The organism is Microcoleus sp. OTE_8_concoct_300, from assembly GCF_031383065.1.
Lineage (GTDB): Bacteria > Cyanobacteriota > Cyanobacteriia > Cyanobacteriales > Microcoleaceae > Microcoleus.
In genome coordinates, this window is record NZ_JANMZH010000031.1 from 1 (window position 1) to 18,110 (window position 18,110).

Below are 18,110 nucleotides of genomic sequence, written 5' to 3' on the forward strand. Positions count from 1 at the left end.
TCGATTCGATGTTTAGTAATTGGCAGGTTGTTGTTGAATTAATGTCTTTGTCTCCACATAAACTACCTAATTACCAACAAGGAATAAGAGCTATGAGGCTTATTCTATCAGCGTTATAAGCGACTTGTCGCCCCGACAGTCTAATCGCAGACGTGTTTATCGCTTTTTTCAGCATTATTCTGCAAATAGTCGCGCAGCCAATCGCAGCCTTCCACCAGCATTTCATCTAAACTTCTGATTCGCCACAACCGGGCTGTTTTGTCATCTGATGCCGTAACGATGTATTTGCCGTCGGGACTAAAGCTGACACTCGATACCGCATTTTGATGTCCTTTAAATTCTTGTATCTGCTTACCTGTTAAATCCCACAACCCGGCTGTTTTGTCATCTGATGCCGTAGCGATGTATTTGCCGTCAGGACTAAAACTGACACTCCATACCGAATCTTGATGTCCTTCAAATTCTTGTATCTGCTTGCCTTTGACATTCCACAACCGGGCTGTTTTGTCCCTTGATGCCGTAGCGATGTATTTGCCGTCGGGACTAAAATTGACACTCCATACCGCATTTTGATGTCCTTTAAATTCTTGTATCAGCTTGCCTTTTAAATCCCACAACCGGGCTGTTTTGTCCTTTGATGCCGTAGCGATGTATTTGCCGTCGGGACTAAAACTGACACTCGTTACCGCCTTTGGCTCTCCTTTAAACCGATTTTGTTCTCGGATGTTATCGAGAATCTGGTAGAGGGCAATCTCGGCAGTAGATATCGGGTAATCTGCAAGGGATTGAACATTGTTGACTGTAGCTTTGAACTGTTTCCCAGTCTTTACGGCTGAGATTAAAGCATCTATTTGGTTATTGCCAGATTCAAACAGTCTCAAAGCATCACTTGCCGATCGCTCTAATTGGGTCAATTTCTGTGCCTTGTCCAATTCCTGCAAGGCTGCTTTTGTCAATTTCTCTGCCTTGTCCACTTGCTGCCACCCTACTCCCATTACAGTTGCAGCTGAAACTAGGCTAATACCCAATACCGCTGTACCAATACCAATTCGTCTCTGGGCTTTTTGCTGTGATTCTACGGACAACAGTTCTGCTTTTTGTCTGGCCTCGGCTAATATCTGATTTTCGGCTTCAGTCTGCTTGAGTTTTTGGCGTAATTCTAGTAATTCCGCACCGCGCTGTTTGCGGATAAAAGGCACTAGATAATCGTGGACAAGTTGGTAGCGTCCAATCGGAGTTGCTGGCACTTCTAACACCAATCGCGATTTAACGACAATCTCTAAAACCAACTCTAATCTTTTTGACTCTGTTCCTAAATCTGCTGCTAACTCAGCCAGAGTTTTCTGAGGACGAGTGTTGTTTTCATCCGTCAGCAAGTACAAGACAAGTTCGGCAATATCTTTATTCTCCTTGCCACAGTCGGCGATAACTTCTGCTAAAAATTCCTCAACCAGTTTGACCTTAGCCTGACTGCCAAGTTGCTGATATTCAGTCAGTCGAGTAATCTGCCTTTTTTCCAGTTGCATTCCCACGATTTGCAACTCAATCGGTCGCACTTCCCGTACTTCACCTGCTAAATCTTCTACCAGTGCGTTTACCAAATCTTCAGATAAGCCAAGTTGAGATCGTTCTGTTAAGGTTTGGACAACAACTTTAGCCTCGGGAATCGAAAATTTACCCAAGTAATAGCAGATATTTTTATTGAGAATGTCGTTATCAATTATTGATAAATTGCTCGCCCGATTCCATTCTAACAAGTAGAAAAGATAATCTTCCCGCAGCGACAGGATAATTTTTATATCGCTAATCTGATTTAAACATTCAGCCAAAAAATCATATAACTCTGTCCGGCTAGTTTGGTCTTGATAAGCAAAGAAAAACTCCTCAAACTGGTCAAAAATTAGAACCGTCAATAAATTGCGATTTTGATTGAGCCGCAACTGTTCCAGAATAGCTGTCGGCGTGTCAATAGGAGTAGATAAACTCTCACCTTTTATTTTGGCAATTCCCGATCGCAAACGCTGACCGCAATCCCTCGCCCAATCGTGATAAGACTGCAATAAAACAGGCAATACGTCCCGCGCTTCAAAAGTTGTAAGTTGCACGGCGGGAACTAACCCCGCTTGAATAATCGAACTTTTTCCTACTCCAGATTGTCCGTGAATAATTGTCAGCTTGCAAGCAGGTGTACCTATCCGTTCAATTATCCGTTTAATATCCTGCGACCGCCCGGAAGCGGCGACAATTTGTTCAACAATTTTAGCTTGTGACTGACCGGATTCTAAACCGATATCAATTGTTTGTTGCGGCGGCTGCAAGCGACCCGCACCGATAAAAGCTTGCAATCCATATTTGCTTTTAACTGCTTGTTGTTCGAGTTTAAGGTAAAAGGCTTTTAAATATTCACTTTGCTCAAAATAGAGAGATCTCAACTCTTCTAAAATCCTCAGATAAAGCTGCACATCCTCTTGAGGTTGGGTAATTACTTTCGCTTGTGTTAAATTTTCTATAATCTCAAGAGGGGAAAATACTGACTGACTCCCTCCCGAAGCTTGGGGGGGCTGGGGGGGGTTAACTGGCGAACACGGGATAAGATTTCGCTGCCCTTTTGCCCAAAGTAGCAGATACAAACCAGTCTGTTTTTTATTTATTCTTGCTTGTGCCAAAACAGACAATGCTAATTCAGCCGATTCGCAAGCTTTTTCCCACTGAGATTGTTGCAGCGCCACCTCAGCCAAAAAGCCGTAATCTTCAGCTACTTGACTCGATGTACCGTAAATTTCGTGCATTTCTAAGGCTTTTTCAGCTAAAGTTTGCAACTCTTCCCAAGCTTTTAAAAGTCGCAGCACTTCCCCAAGTTGGCTAATATATTTCGCAGCTAAATCATGTCGCTGAGCTTGCTCAAAACTCTCCAGAGATTGCTGTAAATACTTTTTAGATTTTTGCCAATAATGTTGATTTTCTGCCCGGTGCAATTCAGCTTTGCGGTTGTAAGCTTGAGCAATTTTCTGGCAGACAATTCCTTGTCTCTCTAAGTGGCGATTTTGCTGCCAAAATGTCAAACTTTGCTGATAATGTTCGAGTGCTAAATCTATTTGATTTTTCTGAGCTTCAACTAAACCCTGAATAAATTGCCAACTAGCTTGTAATTCCTGGTCTAATGCTGCATTTAGCAGATCATTTTTCAGCGACTCAATTTCCCAGTCATTTAATTTGAAATTCTCAACATCAGCAAAAGCTTGACTTGCTTGTTGTTGCAACAAAGTCATCAAATCCTCGGGCGGCATGGTAAACTGAATGGGAGGAGGAGCCCAAGACTTCAAATCATTCGCCGATCGACTGAATTGAGACAGTACGGAATCCGTCACCCATAATATCAAAGGAAAAGCAAAATCTTGCTTGAATTGATCTCGCGCTCTATTAGCCCCCGCTAGCAGGTCATCAAGAGCAACCACCGATTCGGTACCGAAAACTATTAAAGCTTTCGGCGGTTGCTCTTGGACGGCATTGAGAATGGTTTGATAAAGTGTTTGGGTCGCAGCTTCTAGGACTAATTCTTGATATTCAACAGTCGATATATCGCGCAGCTTTTGCAGCATTGCCCAACGCAAGCTAGCATAATTGCAGCGCACTAAACTTAAAGAAAACTTTCCTTGAAAGCGAGTTATCGTCCGTACCAAAGTAGAGAGGGCTCGCTCATTTTCTGCTGCAATATCTTCGGCTAGATTTGAGTTTACCATAATCTTAGAAATAAAGGGGATATTTAAGGAGGATTTGGTATTAGATCCCCCCTAGCCCTCCTTAAGAAGGGGGGGAACGTAAGCAGTTAAAGTCCCCCTTCTTAAGGGGGATGCGAGGGGGAGCGAGACTCGGGTAAAATCGAATGAACATAATCTCACGAATTTTGCTGCTGCCACAGCTTAAATTTGTCAGTTTCCATCAACAGCGGATTCAACGTAAACCAATTTCCTTGAGTGTCTACATATTCAAAAGCCCACAGGTTTGGCAGCAAATCTTGGTATTCTTTCTCTCCCTTAATGCTTTGTTCTTTCACCACCTTAAAGAGTAATTCCCACTCATCATTATCAATGCCATTCCTCAGAGTGTCGCGGGAACTGCGAATCACTGATTTCAACACACTTTGCGAAATAGGAGGGTCTTCTTGCTGCAAGCAACCAAACAGCATCCCCATCAAGTTTCGCAGATGACCTCCGCTGACGCGACACAATTCATCTAAAGTTTCAGGACTGTCAAAAACTTGGGTAATTAATGTGATATATTCCTCGGTTGACACATCGGGAAAAGCCCGCGACATCACCATGCGCCGTAGCAAATTCATCCCCTCAACACATTCGCTGCCGTCTCTATTCTTTACTGGTACCATCGGCAAAACTTTCGGGTCAACTCCCCCTCCCAATCGATTTTTCAAAATTTCACTTTTCTTGCCAAAAATCAATCCCAGCGGCAGGGTATAAACTAAATGGCAATTCAGTTGCCGCAACTGCTCGCCCCGGTCAATAAAGATATATTCTGGCAACAGTCGCCCCGCTGCATTGGGTCGAAAAACTATCCGGTCTAAGTTGTCAACAATCACCACCAATCCTTTTTTACCCCGCTGCTTTAGCTGATTAATGGCTACATCAATAATTTCTAGATTAATCAGTTCTAACATTTTATTAGCTTGCGGTTCCATGTACTGTCTGAGTTTAGATCGCAAGTCAGGATTACTTTTGATTTTGGCAGTAATTTTGGCGATGCCTAAAGGCAGAGAAACTTCCAGATCTCCGTCTGTATTGCCCTTATATCTGCTGCCAAAAAGTTCTCCTTCAGCTTGTAAACTCACAGGGGTTTGTAAAAAATTCCAACTATTTTTTAAGAATTCTTTAAAACCCTGGGGCTGCAAGGAAATTTTGCTATCTTCCAAGCTTTGGCTGACTCGCCGGGCGATCGCTAACATGATATCTGTCAAATCCATATCCATTTCATCGAGGTCTTGGGTTGACTCGAAGTAAACTACATGGAATCCCTCATCTGTCAACTCTTTTTGCAGTCGCGATAATTCAGTAGACTTGCCACAACCAATATGTCCGCTAAATAATTGGCAAGTCCGTTTATCTGGTGACACGCGGGTAATTGTTCGTTTGATTATGTTAATGATTTTCCCGCCGCGCACCTGGGCAAAATCAATGTAGTATCGCTGATCTTCGGCATTGCCCAACATCAGGGAGTGAGTGGGGTTGCAGGCGTCGCAAAATCTATTGAAATCTAGCTTCATAAAATTTTCTCTCATTAGTTATGGTAGTTATTGTAGGGTGGGTCAGGGCTGAATGTCTTTACCAGAGACTAAACATTTTTCCCACTAAGTACCCTAGGGTTAGTTAGCTGACCACCCATAGGTCCAAGACTATTAGTGTGAACCTTGATGCTGTTTCCAATATTGGCAGGCGGCATAGGCCAAGGTGACAGCGCCGGTGACGATGGCGGCTTCATTGACCTCAAATTGCGGGTGATGGAGGGGATAGTTGGGTTTGTCAGTCAGTCCCACTCCTAAGCGAAACATGGTTCCCGGTGCGTGTTCTAAGTACATCGAAAAATCTTCGGCGCCGAGGGATGGTTCTGGTAAAATTTGGACGCGCGATCGACCTAAAGCTTCTAAAGCTGCTGTTTCGACTAATTGTGTGAGTTTTGGGTCGTTTTGGACTCCGGGCACGCCACGCTTGTAGGTGAGTTCGTACTTAGCGCCGTAAGTCGCGCAAACGCTGGAGACAATTTGTTCGATCCAAGCCGGCAGGTTTTCGTGGGTTTCCGGATGGAGCGATCGCACGGTTCCCAATAATTTTACTCGATCGGCAATCACGTTCGGCGCTCGTCCGCCGTTAATTTGCCCGATCGTCAAAACCACAGGCCTCAAAGGATTTTGCGTGCGGCTAATTGCCTGCTGCAAAGTGGTAATTATCTGAGAAGCAATCCAAATGGCGTCGATCGCCTCGTGGGGACGCGCACCGTGGCCGGATTCGCCCATCACAATCAATTCTAGGTCATCTGCCGCCGCCGTCAGTGCCCCGTGGCGGATACCGACGCAACCGCCGGGAATGGTCGGGAAAACGTGCACTCCGAGGATGCCGTCAACATCTTGCATCGCCCCGTCTTTAATCATCCAGTGAGCACCTTGGGCTATCTCTTCTGCGGGCTGAAACAAGAAGCGGACGTGACCGGGCAATTTTTCTTCTAGCTGAGACAATATCATGGCTGCGCCCAAACCGACGGTGGTGTGGATGTCGTGGCCGCAGGCGTGCATGACTCCTTCGTTGCGGGAGGCAAATTCTAAGTTTGTGCGTTCTTGAATCGGTAAAGCGTCCATATCGGTGCGAATTGCCAGCCACCGGGATTCGCTGCTGTGGCCTTTGATTTCGCCGAGCACTCCTGTTTTGCCGATTCCTTCTATGGCGCGGACTCCGCTGGATGCGAGAACTCCGGCTACGTAGGCGGCGGTTTGATATTCGTGGCCGCTGAGTTCGGGGTGGGAGTGGATGTGCCGGCGAATTTCGATTAAGCGGGGTGCTAGGGTGGCGGCTAATTCTTTGATGCGGGGAAGCATGAATTTAGTTGGGGATTGCGGTACAAGTTGTAGTCAACTAGGGTAACGCATATGTTTGGGGGTGAACAGGGTTATAAGGCACAAAAGTGCGATCGGGCTTTTGGATGGCAATGCTATTTCGTTTGTGAATAGGATTTTTTTTTATAACCGCAGAGGGCGCAGAGGACGCAGAGAAAAGAGAGAAAAGAGAGTTAGGTAGAAACCAGGAATAAACGTCTAGATTCTAGGTTCAAAGGCTGACTTTTAGTTGATAATATCATGTCCCCTCGAGGAACCGCGATTTTTGTAGGGGCGGGTTCACCAACAATACCTGCCAATAATTGACTATCTCAAAAACCCGCCCCGACCGGGATCTTATGGTTAATCGATCGGACACGATCAAATTTCTGGTTGTGATATCATCAAAGAGTAAATATATTAAAATTATTTACTATGATTAGCTTTGGATTCTGGAATGTAATTATTCTAATGGCAGTCGCTTGGTTTCTCAAATTTAATTGGCGATTAGATAGCGAAAAAACTGCATGGCAAGATTCTTTGTTTTTAAAACATCCTTCGATCGAAAGGTTGACTCAGTTTTTTCGTCAACCTTTTGTTAACTTTATTTTACAAGCAGTTATTGTATTGGTTCTCACCCGATTTCTCTGTTATACCGGTTGGTTGGTTTACAATCTGACTAATCGGCCGGCTCCGCCTTACTGGGATTTTAAGTGGTTTTATGTGGCGAGTAGATTAGCCCATCAGCATTTGAGTCCCTTTAATGTGGAGGTGTTTAACGTCGGTTTCTGTAGCATCACTAAAGTGTGTGGGTTTATTCCATCTTTTGTTTATCCACCTAATATCATTCCTCCGCTGTGGTTTGTGGGCTATTTCCCGATGAAGACTGCTTTCACAATCTGGACTTGGCTGCATCTTATTGCCACAGGTTTTGTTTTATGGGGAGCGAATATCTTGTTGGTGTCGCACTCACGAGCTTTTCGGACTATTTGTAGTATATCAGTTGCATTCCTCTACGGTTTTGTCTTCGATCTTCAAGTTGGCAATGTGGCCACTTTTATTGCGGTTATGCTGTTATGGATGTTTATTTATGCTAGAAAAAATAGGGATGTAATTGCGGGAGTTTTATTAGGTATTGCCCTTTCTAAACCCACTTTAGTTATATTGTTTCTTCCTTATTTTTTAATAAAAAGACGGTTTCAGCTAGTTTTTATATCTATAGTCACGGTAACTTTTTTGGCAGCTATAGGTCTAGCTGTAACGGGCAATTCCTTAACAGGATTTATACAGGATGCGACTCGTGGATTTCCACTCTGGCTCAACGATCCATCGAATAATGCTTATATTTCTATGAGTCGCCTTGATTTAAGGGTTATGGGGCCGAGATTTTTCCCCGATAGTCCCTTTGTGGCGAAGCTATTTTCTGACTTGATTGTTCTGCTGCTAGTTGGTTTAATGAGTTGGTATTTTTACAAAAAACAATCTCGCAATGCTTGGTCAAAAAAAGTTGACTTATCTGAAATGGTGCTAATTTCTACTTTGAGTATTGCTATCAACTATTCTCAGCCCACCAGTTCTGTGATGTTAGCACCGGCGGTGGTTTTTTTGCTGAATGATTTATGTTTTCAGATTAAAAATTGTGCCTTCTCTAGGCAAAGAATGTCGGTTTGGTTATTGGCGGCGGGCTGTGTCATGGTGCAAACCGCTGTGATTCATGGCGGGCTGTTGGTGTTTCTAGGAAAGCGGTGGAACTGGAAGGGGGGGGAATTGCCTTATTTGTTTAAAGTAACTATTTTTTCACTACCGAGTTATGCGATTTTAGGTCTTACGTTAAGTGTTTTAGTCTTAGCAATTACCTCTCTTCGTCAAAAACAGGTTCCTGAATTTGACCCTTTGGATCGGGTTTCGGGTTAGAGGAAAAACAAAACCCCACTCCAACACAAAATAAACGGCCCGACAGGTTGGCAGTTGAGAATGACCCATCAGCGTAGAGCTCAAAGGTTAATTGCTGCTGGGTTCATCTTCTGTAGTATTTTTAGCCAAGTAAGCATCTACAGCTTCAGAGACAATCCGACTTACGAGATTGCTGACTGTCCGGTCTTCTTTCTTGGCCCAATCTTCCAAGACGTTGTAGGCGTTTGGAGGTACGTAGCTGGTGACTCGTTTTAGGTTTTTTGCTGGCAAGTTAGGCAACTGGGAATTTACTTCATACATCGATCGTACTTTCTTTGTACGCCTCTTGCATAGTGACACACGGTGTGATAGCGATCGCGTGCAGTGGTAGTTGATAGTTTAATCGTCTTTGGATTCATTAAACTTGCCTTCCTTCTGCGCTCTTTCGAGTCCTTCTTCCACCAAAAGTAATGCCATTTGGGAAATGGAACGACGCTCAATACTCGCCAGCTTCTCTAATTTCTCCTTGATTTCGGGTGGCGGGTAAAAGGCAACTCTAGGAGATTTTGCAGGACTCACATTATTTGGGGGTAGCGTGTTCACCATGTCATTTTAGCTGACTGCAAATTTTTTAGAAAAATTTTAAGCCAAGGTAGCACACCACAATCTAGTTTATGCTATAGTAATCTAAACACCCAAAAACCAAACCCCCACCGCTTAGACTCGCAATCGTTCGGTGGGGGCTTGAACTCCCATATTTAGGAGGAAACTCTATGATATCACCGCCAAAGTCAGTTCCCGAACTGCTCCGGGAAGAAATTCCTGATGTACCTCAAGGTAAGCAACCGATTCGTTTGCTGTTGTGTGGCGTTCCCAAAGCGGTAGACAGCATCGTTAATCTGTTGCACGTTTTAGGTTTTGCAGAAGTTGGGGAATGGAGCCCGCCTCTACCATCGCCCATAGCGGGTGAGGTGATTCGGATTTTAACCCGTTACTGGAAAGAGTAATGTTTGAGGGCGATCGCACTTTTTTTGTGAAGTGCGATCGGCCTTTCTGTCTCATTTAGGGCTTACCCATAAATACCAAAGAAACCGGGTTTTTCACGACTGTTAAAGGCGCGGATGCAGTATTTCGGTGAAAAACCCGGTTTCTGCCTCCAGGAGTACGATCGTCAGAATGTTTTAATTCGCGATCGCCAGCGCATCCAAAAACAATATAACAGAGTCAATACCAACCATCCCGACACACAGCAAAACCCAGGAAGCGTAACATCAATACTCGGTGAAGGCTGCGCGTTAACTTCAATAATAAATTGATTAACATAAGGTTCAACAAAATTGTCATAAGCATTTTCTAATGCTTCGCGTTGTTTGATTCTGTCCTGTGTGGTATCCATAATTTACCTCGTTTTTGGCCTTTGAGGTAAATTGTTTTTTTGGGCTTTTGCCCAATCAAGCCAACCCAGAAAATTTTGAAACCCTTGTATAATGGGCGTTAAGCGCTAGGGCAAACCAACTCGTTTGGGCAAACTTGCCCAAGCGATCGTAATTTTTATTCAAAAGGTCGCGATGGCACGAAAATATGCGAAAAACGCAACCACAAAAAATAACGTCTTAAAACTGGTTAAGGCGTTACTCGCCCTCGCGGATGAGAAAATTGCCGTGCCGGAGGATAAGCTGAAAGCTACGTTCAACGTGGAATGGGTAAAGGAAGATGAGTTGCAGGTATCGGGGAAGGTTCAGCAAAAACGCCACAAAAGAACCGAAACCGTTGACAAAGGGATCACTAAGCCTGATTTATGGGCATTGGTGGAATGCTGGGGAGAGGCGTTAGAACTCCCTCAACCCAAAGATGAAAAGAACGTCGATAACGCCCAGAGAAGAGGAGATGCAATACAAGATGTTTTGGACTGCCTGAAAGACTTAGAGGTACTTGTCCTTAAACCTAGTGCAAAGACCCAGGGATTTTGGAAATTTTCGCTCAAGCTGAAGCATCAAACTGCCGATGAAAAAGATAACTTAAAAGTAATTGAGGAGCAGTGGAAGATTAAAATTGGGTCTGTCACAGGAGAGACATCACATGAAACTTCTAAAAATAACTCCCTAAACTGGCAAGAAATCTGCCGCCAAAACCTCGCGCAACAAAAGCAACTCACCACCAACCTGTTTACCAACGCCTACGGGGTGACACCGCAACTGGATGAGATTTATGTTCCCTTAGCGATTGTTGAACGCAAACCGTCCAAACCTCCCTCAAGCGATCGGCCAGAAGAAAAGGAAGAAGAAAAACTCATCCCCATTGCTGAAGAACGGTTTTTTGAGGATGTGTTGCGACAAGGCCAAAGCGAAATTAGCCAAGGGCGAAAAATTGCGATTATTGGCGAACCGGGTGCGGGGAAAACCATGCGGTTACAGAAGATTGCCGATTGGATTTTAGAGCAAGATTTGGGGTTGCCGATTTGGGTATCTTTGGCAGATTTAACCCAACTGACAATAACCCAATATATCGAGGATATCTGGCTCAAACAAACAGGTCAAAGCCTCACCATTGATGCACTTACCCAACAAAAACACCAGATTTGGCTATTGTTGGATGGGTTGGATGAAATGACATCTAAGGTGGAACTGCGCCATGTTTTCGCACTGTTGGGGGGATGGGTGCAGGCGGCGCGGGTGGTGGTGACTTGTCGGGTGAATGTCTGGGAGGCGGATAAAAATGCTTTTTCGGGGTTTGATGTGTTTCGCAATTTGGAGTTTAACCCGGAACAGGTGAAGAAGTATATTCGCCGTTGGTTTGCGGGGATAGGGGATGTAGCGACGGGGGAGAGTTTAGAGGCGGCGTTAGCAGAGTCGGAAAATTCCCGTCTCAAGGAGTTGATTCAGAATCCCTTGCGGTTGTGGATGTTGTGTCAAATTTGGCAGACGGGGGGCGGTTTGCCAGAGACGCAGGCGGGGTTATACGGGCAGTTTGTCGATTGGGTGTATGACTGGAAGGAGGATGAGGAGATTTCAGACCAACGGGAGGCAATTGATACAGCCTTGGCGCGGTTGGGGTTGGCGGCGATGGAACAGAAAGATGAGGTTTCGCGGTTACGGCTGAGGGAAAGTTGGGTATTAAAGATTTTGGGAAGTCGTCCGATTTTTCAGGCAGTGATGAGGTTGGGGTTGTTGAATCGGGTCGAACGGTTTCCAGAGGCAATTTGCGTGTTTTATCATGCCACGTTTCAGGAGTATTTTGCAGCGTTGGCGGTGGAGAATTGGGATGATTTTTTACCTCGAAAGCATCTTAATTTCCCGGTGCAGGGGAAGAAATATCGGATTTTTGAACCGCAGTGGAAGCAGATAATTTTATTGTGGTTGGGGCGTGAGGATATTGTGGATGAGGAGAAGGAGGATTTTATTTGGGCGTTGGTTAGATTTGACGATGGAGTCAGAGACCTTTGGGAACAGTTAGCCCATCTTCTAGAGTGGGGGGAGGCGATTTCGTTGCTGTTGGGGCGTGAGGATATTGGGGATGATGAGAAGCAGGGGTTCTATCATCGGGCGTGTGTTGATGAGCTTCAGAATAGAGTCAGAAACTTTTATGGATATCAAGCCTATTTTCTAGCAGCAGCAGGAATTAATGAGTTTAAGAGTTGTTTCCTGGCGTCTGAGTTTGTCAGCCAGGTCGTGAAGTGGGGATTTGGTAAATTCAATACTGAAAAACAAGAATGGGAAACCTTTTTAGACCCAATCAAAAAAGGAGCGAGAAAGGCGATACCAGAAACCATTCGACCCCTGGCTATTTCCGCAATGATTAATCTTCTTGACCATTGCCCAGATGAATATATCTGGCAGGATGCGGCTGAGAGTTTAGGGAAAATTGACCCAGGCAATCCAGAGGCGATCGCGGCGTTGGTCAATCTTATCGACAACACTGAGGATAAATATATCTGGCTGGCTGCGGCTGAGAGTTTAGGGAAAATTGACCCAGGCAATCCAGAGGCGAGCGCGGCGTTGGTCAATCTTATCGACAACACTGAGGATGGATATATCTGGCAGGCTGCGGCAAACAGTTTAGGGAAAATCGACCCAGGCACTCCAGAGGCGATCGCGGCGTTGGTCAATCTTATCGACAACACTGAGGATGACTATACCCGGTGGCAGGCGGCAGACAGTTTATGGAAAATCGACCCAGGCAATCCAGAGGCGATCGCGGCGTTGGTCAATCTTATCGACAACACTGAGGATGAAGATACCCGGTGGCAGGCGGCAAACAGTTTATGGAAAATCGACCCAGGCAATCCAGAGGCGATCGCGGCGTTGGTCAATCTTATCGACAACACTGAGGATGAAGATACCCAGTGGCAGGTGGCAGACAGTTTAGGGAAAATCGACCCAGGCAATCCAGAGGCGATCGCGGCGTTGGTCAATCTTATCGACAACACTGAGGATGAAGGTACCCGGATGTGGGCGGCAGACAGTTTAGGGAAAATCGACCCAGGCAATCCAGAGGCGATCGCTGGTTTGCTCAAACTTATCGAAACTACTGAGGATAGTTTTATCCATTTTGAGGCACCTGAGAGTCTCCTAAAAATCCTCACCACACCTGAACAATATACAGGAGTCGTCTCAGCCTTAAAAGACTGCCTCAGCAATGAAGTTTACCAAAATAACTTTAACCGATTCAATCGATGCTACAAAGTCATCTGGAACTGTGCCGAAAATCTCCCCTATTCCGACTTCTACCGCGCATGGCACGGTTTAACCGAAACCCAAACCTCCCCCCTCGTCCAAACCCTGAACCTCCCCCAACTTCTGCAAACCCAACTCACCGAAACCAATCTCCACCAAAACCTCCAAATCTTTTGCATCGACACCAGAAAATTCATCGACTCCGATAACCCCGCCCTCGAAATCTACGAACAATTCCTCGACCAAAACTGTCCCGAACGACTCAACGGCGAACCCGAAACCCTCCCCCAACTCAAATCCTACTGGAATCGACTCCGCCGCCACAGCCACAAACCCCCCATCCTCATCTTCTACGAAGACCCCACATCCGCCCCCGCCCAAGGTTTGAGCCCTACTTTCCTCGAAGCCCTTACCCGCTTCGAGGGTACAATCTGTCTCATCACCGACACACCTCATCCACCCCTGCAAACCTTCTCCCCCCATGACCCCGATTTACTTCAAGCTGTCGTAAACTGGCTCAAACGACTTCATCTAGAGTCCTAAGTTATGACAGTCGGGAGTTACGCATCAAAACCAAAGAAACCGGGTTTTTCACTTTAGTTAAAGGTCGGGATGCAGTATTCTCGCAAAAAACCCGGTTTCTGACCACCCGCCAACCAAAGAAACCGGGTTTTTTGCCGCTTCTACGAGGTGTAGCGAAGTATTCTCGAAAAAACCCGGTTTCTGACTACCCGCAAACCAAAGTTAGCTAGAATAAATTTAATTAAAATAAAATAAAATAAAAATAAATTTGCCGCATTTCGTGATACAATAAAAACCTAAAAAAAATACCACAAAAAAAGCAATGTCTGAAATTACTATAGACGAAACCAAACTTAAAGAATTGCTCAAAGCAGCGATTTTTGAGTTATTAAAAGAACAAAAAGAAGTATTTTCTGAAATTTTAACAGAAGCCCTAGAAGATATAGGGATGGAAAATGCTATCAAAGAAGGCGAAAATACTGAAACAGTCAGCCGCGAGCAAATTTTCAAAATCCTGAAGAGACAACCATGAATGTGGAGTTTAAAAAGAGCTTTGAAAAGGATTTACTCAAGATTCTTGATGCCGACTTGCTGCAAAGAATTCAGGAAGCGATAGAAGAAGTTGAGAACGCCGAAAAATTAAATGAAGTCAGCAATGTTAAAAAACTAAAAGGTGATGCAGACTACTATCGCCTTAGAGTGGGTGATTACCGAATCGGTATTAAAGTTAATGATGGCGTAGTCTACTTCGTCAGGATACTCCACCGCAAAGAGATTTACAGATACTTTCCGTAATCATTTCAGCCTTCACCCCATCCTCACCAACTCAAACTCAAATTAATCTTTAATTATTGTCAGGCCGGAAGCGCAAGCAATTGAGCGATCGCACTCTCTGAATAGTTTCTCATCCACACCAGACGGCGCATTTGTCAGCAAACAACCCGGCTGCTGCGTCTTCGGAAACGCAATCACATCTATTCAATGTAATGATACTTACAAGCCACGATCGCAATTTCTTGATCCGTAACTTGGTAAACTAAACGATGTTCGTTTCATTGCAAATTCTGTAAATTAACTTCAACTAAATTTTGCCGCTCTTTAACATTTTCAATCGCTTTTAAAAGTCTATTTCTGTTGACTTCTGATTTCAAAAGATATGCGGTTTCATCACACTCAGAAACAATTATTTCAATCTCTTTATCTCCAAAAGTCGCCTTGATTTGTTCTAAAAAATGATGATTGAGTTCGCTGGCTTTTAAACGATAAACTGTTGACATCGTTTTTACCTATTTTCGATTATGATAATTATAGCGTTTTTAGTCTAAAGACCTGGAATGTAACTCTAGCATACAGTATCAGCCAAAGTTTTGACTCAATCACAGTCCAGGACGCAGAATCGTGTCTGTCATGCTGAACAAAACGCAGTGTAGTGAAGCATCCAGCGAGATGCTTCGCTTCTCTCAGCATGACACATAGGCTTTGCCTAAGTCCCGATCGCCTTATGACTTAGGCGTATAAGTCGATCGCACTTGCAACTCCTTCAACTGCTTCTCATCCACCCCAGCCGGCGCATTCGTCAGCAAACAACCCGCCTGCTGCGTCTTCGGAAACGCAATCACATCGCGAATCGATTCCTCACCAGCCAACAGCATCACCAACCGATCCAAACCGTAAGCAATACCTCCGTGGGGCGGAGTTCCATACTCAAACGCATCCAACAAAAAGCCAAACTTATTGTAAGCTTCCTCAGTCGATAAGCCGATCGCCTCAAACACCTTTTCCTGAACTTCCCGCTGATAAATCCGCAGAGAACCGCCGCCGACTTCTGTACCGTTTAACACCAAATCGTAAGCTTGAGCCCTCGCAGTTTTCAAATCATTAATATCGTCAGGATGCGGCGCAGTAAACGGGTGATGCAATGCTTCCAAACGCTTCTCATCAGCGTTCCATTCAAACATCGGGAAATCAGTCACCCACAGCAGATTCATCTTGTCCTTATCAATCAATCCCAATTCGTTACCCACGAACAAACGCAATCTATCCAAAGTCTTATTGACAGTTGTCACATCAGCCGCTGCAAATAACAACAAATGACCTGGTTGCGCGCCCGTGCGATCGAGCAATTGCTGTTTTTGTGCTTCCGTCAAATTATCCTTAATTGCGCCGATCGTATCAATTTCGCCATTATCCCGCACCCGGATGTAAGCCAATCCCTTCGCACCCGCTTCGCTGGCTTCCTTAAACAAATCGCCTTTCGGACCCGGTTTAATCCGCACGTTAGAAATCGCATCATTCCCGCCCGGAATCGGCAAAACTTTCACAATTCCGCCCGCAGCAACCGCCCCGGAAAATACCTTAAATCCCGAATCTTTCATCAAATCGGAAACATCGACTAATTCCATACCGAAGCGAGTATCCGGTTTGTCGCTACCATAGCGATCCATCGCTTCTGCGTAAGTCAAACGCGGGAAAGGACAAGGCAATTCAACGCCTTTGACAGTTTGGAAAATATGGCAGACTAAACCTTCATTTAAGGCAATTACTTCTTCCACAGACATGAAACTCATTTCCATGTCCAATTGCGTAAATTCCGGCTGTCTGTCAGCGCGCAAATCTTCATCGCGGAAACAGCGGGCAATTTGATAATATCTGTCAAAACCAGACACCATTAACAATTGTTTGAACAACTGCGGCGACTGCGGCAAAGCATACCATGCACCGGGATTGACGCGGCTGGGAACTAAATAATCTCTCGCACCTTCTGGAGTCGCCCGAGTTAAAATCGGCGTTTCAATTTCCATGAAACCTTCGACATCTTCCAGGTGGCGGCGCATAGCTTTGACAACTTGGTGGCGAAGCTGCAAATTGCGACTCATACGATCGCGCCGCAAGTCCAAATAGCGATATTTCAGCCGCAAATCTTCCCGCACGCTTTCAGTCTCCGCCGTCGCCACCTGAAAGGGTAACTGTTTGCGAACCGCATTTAACAACTCAATTTCGTCAGCATAAATTTCCACCTCACCCGTAGGCAATTTCGGGTTGAGGGACTCTTCGGGGCGGCCGGTGACTCTACCCGTAATTTTAACCACGTATTCGCTGCGTAAAGCCTCAGCCCCGTGATAGGAATCGGGGGTCCGTTCAGGATCGCTGACAATTTGCACAATACCCGATCGATCGCGCACATCCAGAAAAATCACCCCGCCATGATCGCGGCGGCGATCCACCCAGCCGTAAAGGGTGACAGTCTCTCCGATGTGTTCGCTTCGCAGTTCGCCGCAGTAGTAAGTTCTCATGGTTGGGGGTTAGGGACTAAAAATAAAGCTTTTTGATTATCGCGCTTAGTGTCAAAACCTTTTATGAACAGGCAAGATGCCTGTTCCACAAGAAAATTCAATCTTTGTGCAACAGGCATCTTGCCTGTTCTTTAAATATCAACAGGCAAGATGCCTGTTCCACAAGAAAATTCAATCTTTGTGCAACAGGCATCTTGCCTGTTCTTTAAAATGGTGTCATATCTGAGTTTAATCCTTCTTGTCAAAAAACGCCGTCAGCGCGTTCCATGCAGACTTAGCCGCATCCGTCAAGCGAGTGCCGATCGACTCAATTTGCTTCACAATAACGTGCCAATTCTTTTCCGCTTCCGTCTGAATGTGGTCAACAGCTTGTTCGATGCGATCGCGTTCGATAAATTTATTTTGTTCCACCGCTTCTCGCGCTTGTCGCACTGCTTTCAAATAAGCTTCGCGACTGACTTCGCCGGCATCTTGCACCTGCGCTTGCGCCCGCGTTTTAATCGCATCTACCACCAGCCAATTTTTCTCAGCTTCTTTTTTAATCAGCCTGACTGCTTCTGTGACTCTCTCGTGGGCGAGATCCTTATTTTCTTCGATCGCCTCGGAGGCCTTATTCACAGCTTTTAAATAAGCTTCACGGGTGAGTTCGCCCGCTGCTTGCACTTCGGCTGCCGCGCGTTTTTTAATTGCTTCAAACAGCGCCGCAGTTTCTGCGATCGCCTCATCAGTCGCGTCGGGCATCTCTTTTTTGACGATCGCCGTCGTTTCGAGAGTTGCCTCTAAAATTGGTTCCTCAGTTACTTTTGGATCTGTCATATCAATCTTCTCCTTTGGTAGTAAACTTTTTGAAAAAAACTAACAGTCCCCGGACGCCGACTTTGTATGTGTAGCGCCCGAATTGCTTCTGGCCTTTAATACAGACTTTGTACGTGTAGCGCCCGAATTGCTTATGACCTTTAATAAGAACTAGGCAATTATTGTTCCAGCTTCATCAAATTTTAAATCCGCGCTTCCCTAGTTGCTTAGCCTCAGTTCTATATTACATTATAGCGGTTCTCAATAAAATGAGGTACACACCGCTCGCAAGTGATGCTCACGGAGGCCTATGCCCTATGCCCACGGAGGCCTATGCCC

At 45.2% G+C, this 18,110-nt stretch carries 14 protein-coding genes and 1 pseudogene; 5 read left to right on the top strand and 10 right to left on the bottom strand.

Annotation, left to right across the window (positions count from 1 at the left end; genetic code table 11):
* Positions 1 to 140: 140 nt before the first annotated feature.
* The 3 genes from ACUVJL_RS01905 to ACUVJL_RS01915 form a co-directional block, all read right to left on the bottom strand.
* Positions 141 to 3,740, bottom strand: a complete 3,600-nt coding sequence (locus ACUVJL_RS01905) for an nSTAND1 domain-containing NTPase (protein ID WP_445244300.1) — start codon at positions 3,738 to 3,740, stop codon at positions 141 to 143.
* Between the two features lie 155 nt (positions 3,741 to 3,895).
* A complete protein-coding gene (locus ACUVJL_RS01910; protein ID WP_445244301.1) occupies positions 3,896 to 5,275 on the bottom strand; it encodes a P-loop NTPase fold protein in 1,380 nt (459 codons plus the stop codon).
* A gap of 132 nt (positions 5,276 to 5,407) precedes the next feature.
* Positions 5,408 to 6,598 (bottom strand): M20 family metallopeptidase, encoded by a 1,191-nt coding sequence (locus tag ACUVJL_RS01915; RefSeq protein WP_445244302.1) that lies wholly within the window; start codon positions 6,596 to 6,598, stop codon positions 5,408 to 5,410.
* A 432-nt stretch (positions 6,599 to 7,030) separates the two neighbouring features.
* On the opposite strand from ACUVJL_RS01915, the gene ACUVJL_RS01920 reads away from it, so the two are divergent.
* Positions 7,031 to 8,509: a glycosyltransferase family 87 protein gene (locus ACUVJL_RS01920; RefSeq protein ID WP_445244303.1), complete on the top strand. Its 1,479-nt coding sequence runs from the start codon at positions 7,031 to 7,033 to the stop codon at positions 8,507 to 8,509.
* Positions 8,510 to 8,596: 87 nt separating this feature from the next.
* Here ACUVJL_RS01920 and ACUVJL_RS01925 read toward each other — a convergent pair whose 3' ends face one another.
* Positions 8,597 to 8,809 (bottom strand): ribbon-helix-helix domain-containing protein, encoded by a 213-nt coding sequence (locus tag ACUVJL_RS01925; RefSeq protein ID WP_445244304.1) that lies wholly within the window; start codon positions 8,807 to 8,809, stop codon positions 8,597 to 8,599.
* 78 nt (positions 8,810 to 8,887) lie between these two features.
* Positions 8,888 to 9,094 carry a ribbon-helix-helix domain-containing protein gene (locus tag ACUVJL_RS01930; protein WP_083888202.1) on the bottom strand — a complete coding sequence of 69 codons (207 nt, stop codon included), beginning with the start codon at positions 9,092 to 9,094 and terminating at the stop codon, positions 8,888 to 8,890.
* Positions 9,095 to 9,261: 167 nt separating this feature from the next.
* Here ACUVJL_RS01930 and ACUVJL_RS01935 point away from each other — a divergent pair, with 167 nt between their 5' ends.
* Positions 9,262 to 9,495, top strand: coding sequence for a hypothetical protein (locus tag ACUVJL_RS01935; protein ID WP_242719202.1), 234 nt, complete (start codon positions 9,262 to 9,264; stop codon positions 9,493 to 9,495).
* 164 nt (positions 9,496 to 9,659) lie between these two features.
* On the opposite strand, the gene ACUVJL_RS01940 is transcribed toward ACUVJL_RS01935, so the two are convergent.
* Positions 9,660 to 9,884: a hypothetical protein gene (locus ACUVJL_RS01940; protein WP_445244305.1), complete on the bottom strand. Its 225-nt coding sequence runs from the start codon at positions 9,882 to 9,884 to the stop codon at positions 9,660 to 9,662.
* A gap of 172 nt (positions 9,885 to 10,056) precedes the next feature.
* Between ACUVJL_RS01940 and ACUVJL_RS01945 the strand changes: the two genes are divergently transcribed.
* The 3 genes from ACUVJL_RS01945 to ACUVJL_RS01955 all read left to right on the top strand — a co-directional run bounded on the left by ACUVJL_RS01945 (position 10,057) and on the right by ACUVJL_RS01955 (position 14,478).
* Complete coding sequence (locus ACUVJL_RS01945; RefSeq protein WP_445244306.1) at positions 10,057 to 13,704, top strand: HEAT repeat domain-containing protein; 3,648 nt, start codon at positions 10,057 to 10,059, stop codon at positions 13,702 to 13,704.
* Positions 13,705 to 14,005: 301 nt separating this feature from the next.
* Positions 14,006 to 14,215 (top strand): hypothetical protein, encoded by a 210-nt coding sequence (locus tag ACUVJL_RS01950; RefSeq protein WP_445244307.1) that lies wholly within the window; start codon positions 14,006 to 14,008, stop codon positions 14,213 to 14,215.
* Entirely contained in the window at positions 14,212 to 14,478 is a 267-nt protein-coding gene (locus tag ACUVJL_RS01955) for a type II toxin-antitoxin system RelE family toxin (RefSeq protein WP_006633401.1), read from the top strand. The genes ACUVJL_RS01950 and ACUVJL_RS01955 overlap by 4 nt, the downstream gene beginning before the upstream one ends.
* A 179-nt stretch (positions 14,479 to 14,657) precedes the next feature.
* On the opposite strand, the pseudogene ACUVJL_RS01960 reads toward ACUVJL_RS01955, so the two are convergent.
* The 4 genes and pseudogenes from ACUVJL_RS01960 to ACUVJL_RS01975 form a co-directional block, all read right to left on the bottom strand.
* Positions 14,658 to 14,729 (bottom strand): annotated as a pseudogene (locus ACUVJL_RS01960) (type II toxin-antitoxin system YoeB family toxin); the annotation flags it as partial.
* Between the two features lie 6 nt (positions 14,730 to 14,735).
* Positions 14,736 to 14,960, bottom strand: a complete 225-nt coding sequence (locus ACUVJL_RS01965) for a hypothetical protein (RefSeq protein WP_445244308.1) — start codon at positions 14,958 to 14,960, stop codon at positions 14,736 to 14,738.
* Between the two features lie 222 nt (positions 14,961 to 15,182).
* Positions 15,183 to 16,976: an aspartate--tRNA ligase gene (aspS, locus tag ACUVJL_RS01970; RefSeq protein ID WP_445244309.1), complete on the bottom strand. Its 1,794-nt coding sequence runs from the start codon at positions 16,974 to 16,976 to the stop codon at positions 15,183 to 15,185.
* Positions 16,977 to 17,204: 228 nt separating this feature from the next.
* Positions 17,205 to 17,792: a hypothetical protein gene (locus tag ACUVJL_RS01975; protein ID WP_445244310.1), complete on the bottom strand. Its 588-nt coding sequence runs from the start codon at positions 17,790 to 17,792 to the stop codon at positions 17,205 to 17,207.
* Between the last annotated feature and the right edge of the window lie 318 nt (positions 17,793 to 18,110).

Bases quoted from the DNA above. Each gene is read 5' to 3' on its own strand.
- ACUVJL_RS01940 (WP_445244305.1), bottom strand. From the start codon at position 9,884: ATGGATACCACACAGGACAGAATCAAACAACGCGAAGCATTAGAAAAT.
- ACUVJL_RS01965 (WP_445244308.1), bottom strand. From the start codon at position 14,960: ATGTCAACAGTTTATCGTTTAAAAGCCAGCGAACTCAATCATCATTTT.
- ACUVJL_RS01915 (WP_445244302.1), bottom strand. From the start codon at position 6,598: ATGCTTCCCCGCATCAAAGAATTAGCCGCCACCCTAGCACCCCGCTTA.
- ACUVJL_RS01920 (WP_445244303.1), top strand. From the start codon at position 7,031: ATGATTAGCTTTGGATTCTGGAATGTAATTATTCTAATGGCAGTCGCT.
- ACUVJL_RS01925 (WP_445244304.1), bottom strand. From the start codon at position 8,809: ATGTATGAAGTAAATTCCCAGTTGCCTAACTTGCCAGCAAAAAACCTA.
- ACUVJL_RS01950 (WP_445244307.1), top strand. From the start codon at position 14,006: ATGTCTGAAATTACTATAGACGAAACCAAACTTAAAGAATTGCTCAAA.
- ACUVJL_RS01930 (WP_083888202.1), bottom strand. From the start codon at position 9,094: ATGGTGAACACGCTACCCCCAAATAATGTGAGTCCTGCAAAATCTCCT.
- ACUVJL_RS01975 (WP_445244310.1), bottom strand. From the start codon at position 17,792: ATGACAGATCCAAAAGTAACTGAGGAACCAATTTTAGAGGCAACTCTC.
- ACUVJL_RS01955 (WP_006633401.1), top strand. From the start codon at position 14,212: ATGAATGTGGAGTTTAAAAAGAGCTTTGAAAAGGATTTACTCAAGATT.
- ACUVJL_RS01910 (WP_445244301.1), bottom strand. From the start codon at position 5,275: ATGAAGCTAGATTTCAATAGATTTTGCGACGCCTGCAACCCCACTCAC.
- ACUVJL_RS01945 (WP_445244306.1), top strand. From the start codon at position 10,057: ATGGCACGAAAATATGCGAAAAACGCAACCACAAAAAATAACGTCTTA.
- aspS (WP_445244309.1), bottom strand. From the start codon at position 16,976: ATGAGAACTTACTACTGCGGCGAACTGCGAAGCGAACACATCGGAGAG.
- ACUVJL_RS01935 (WP_242719202.1), top strand. From the start codon at position 9,262: ATGATATCACCGCCAAAGTCAGTTCCCGAACTGCTCCGGGAAGAAATT.
- ACUVJL_RS01905 (WP_445244300.1), bottom strand. From the start codon at position 3,740: ATGGTAAACTCAAATCTAGCCGAAGATATTGCAGCAGAAAATGAGCGA.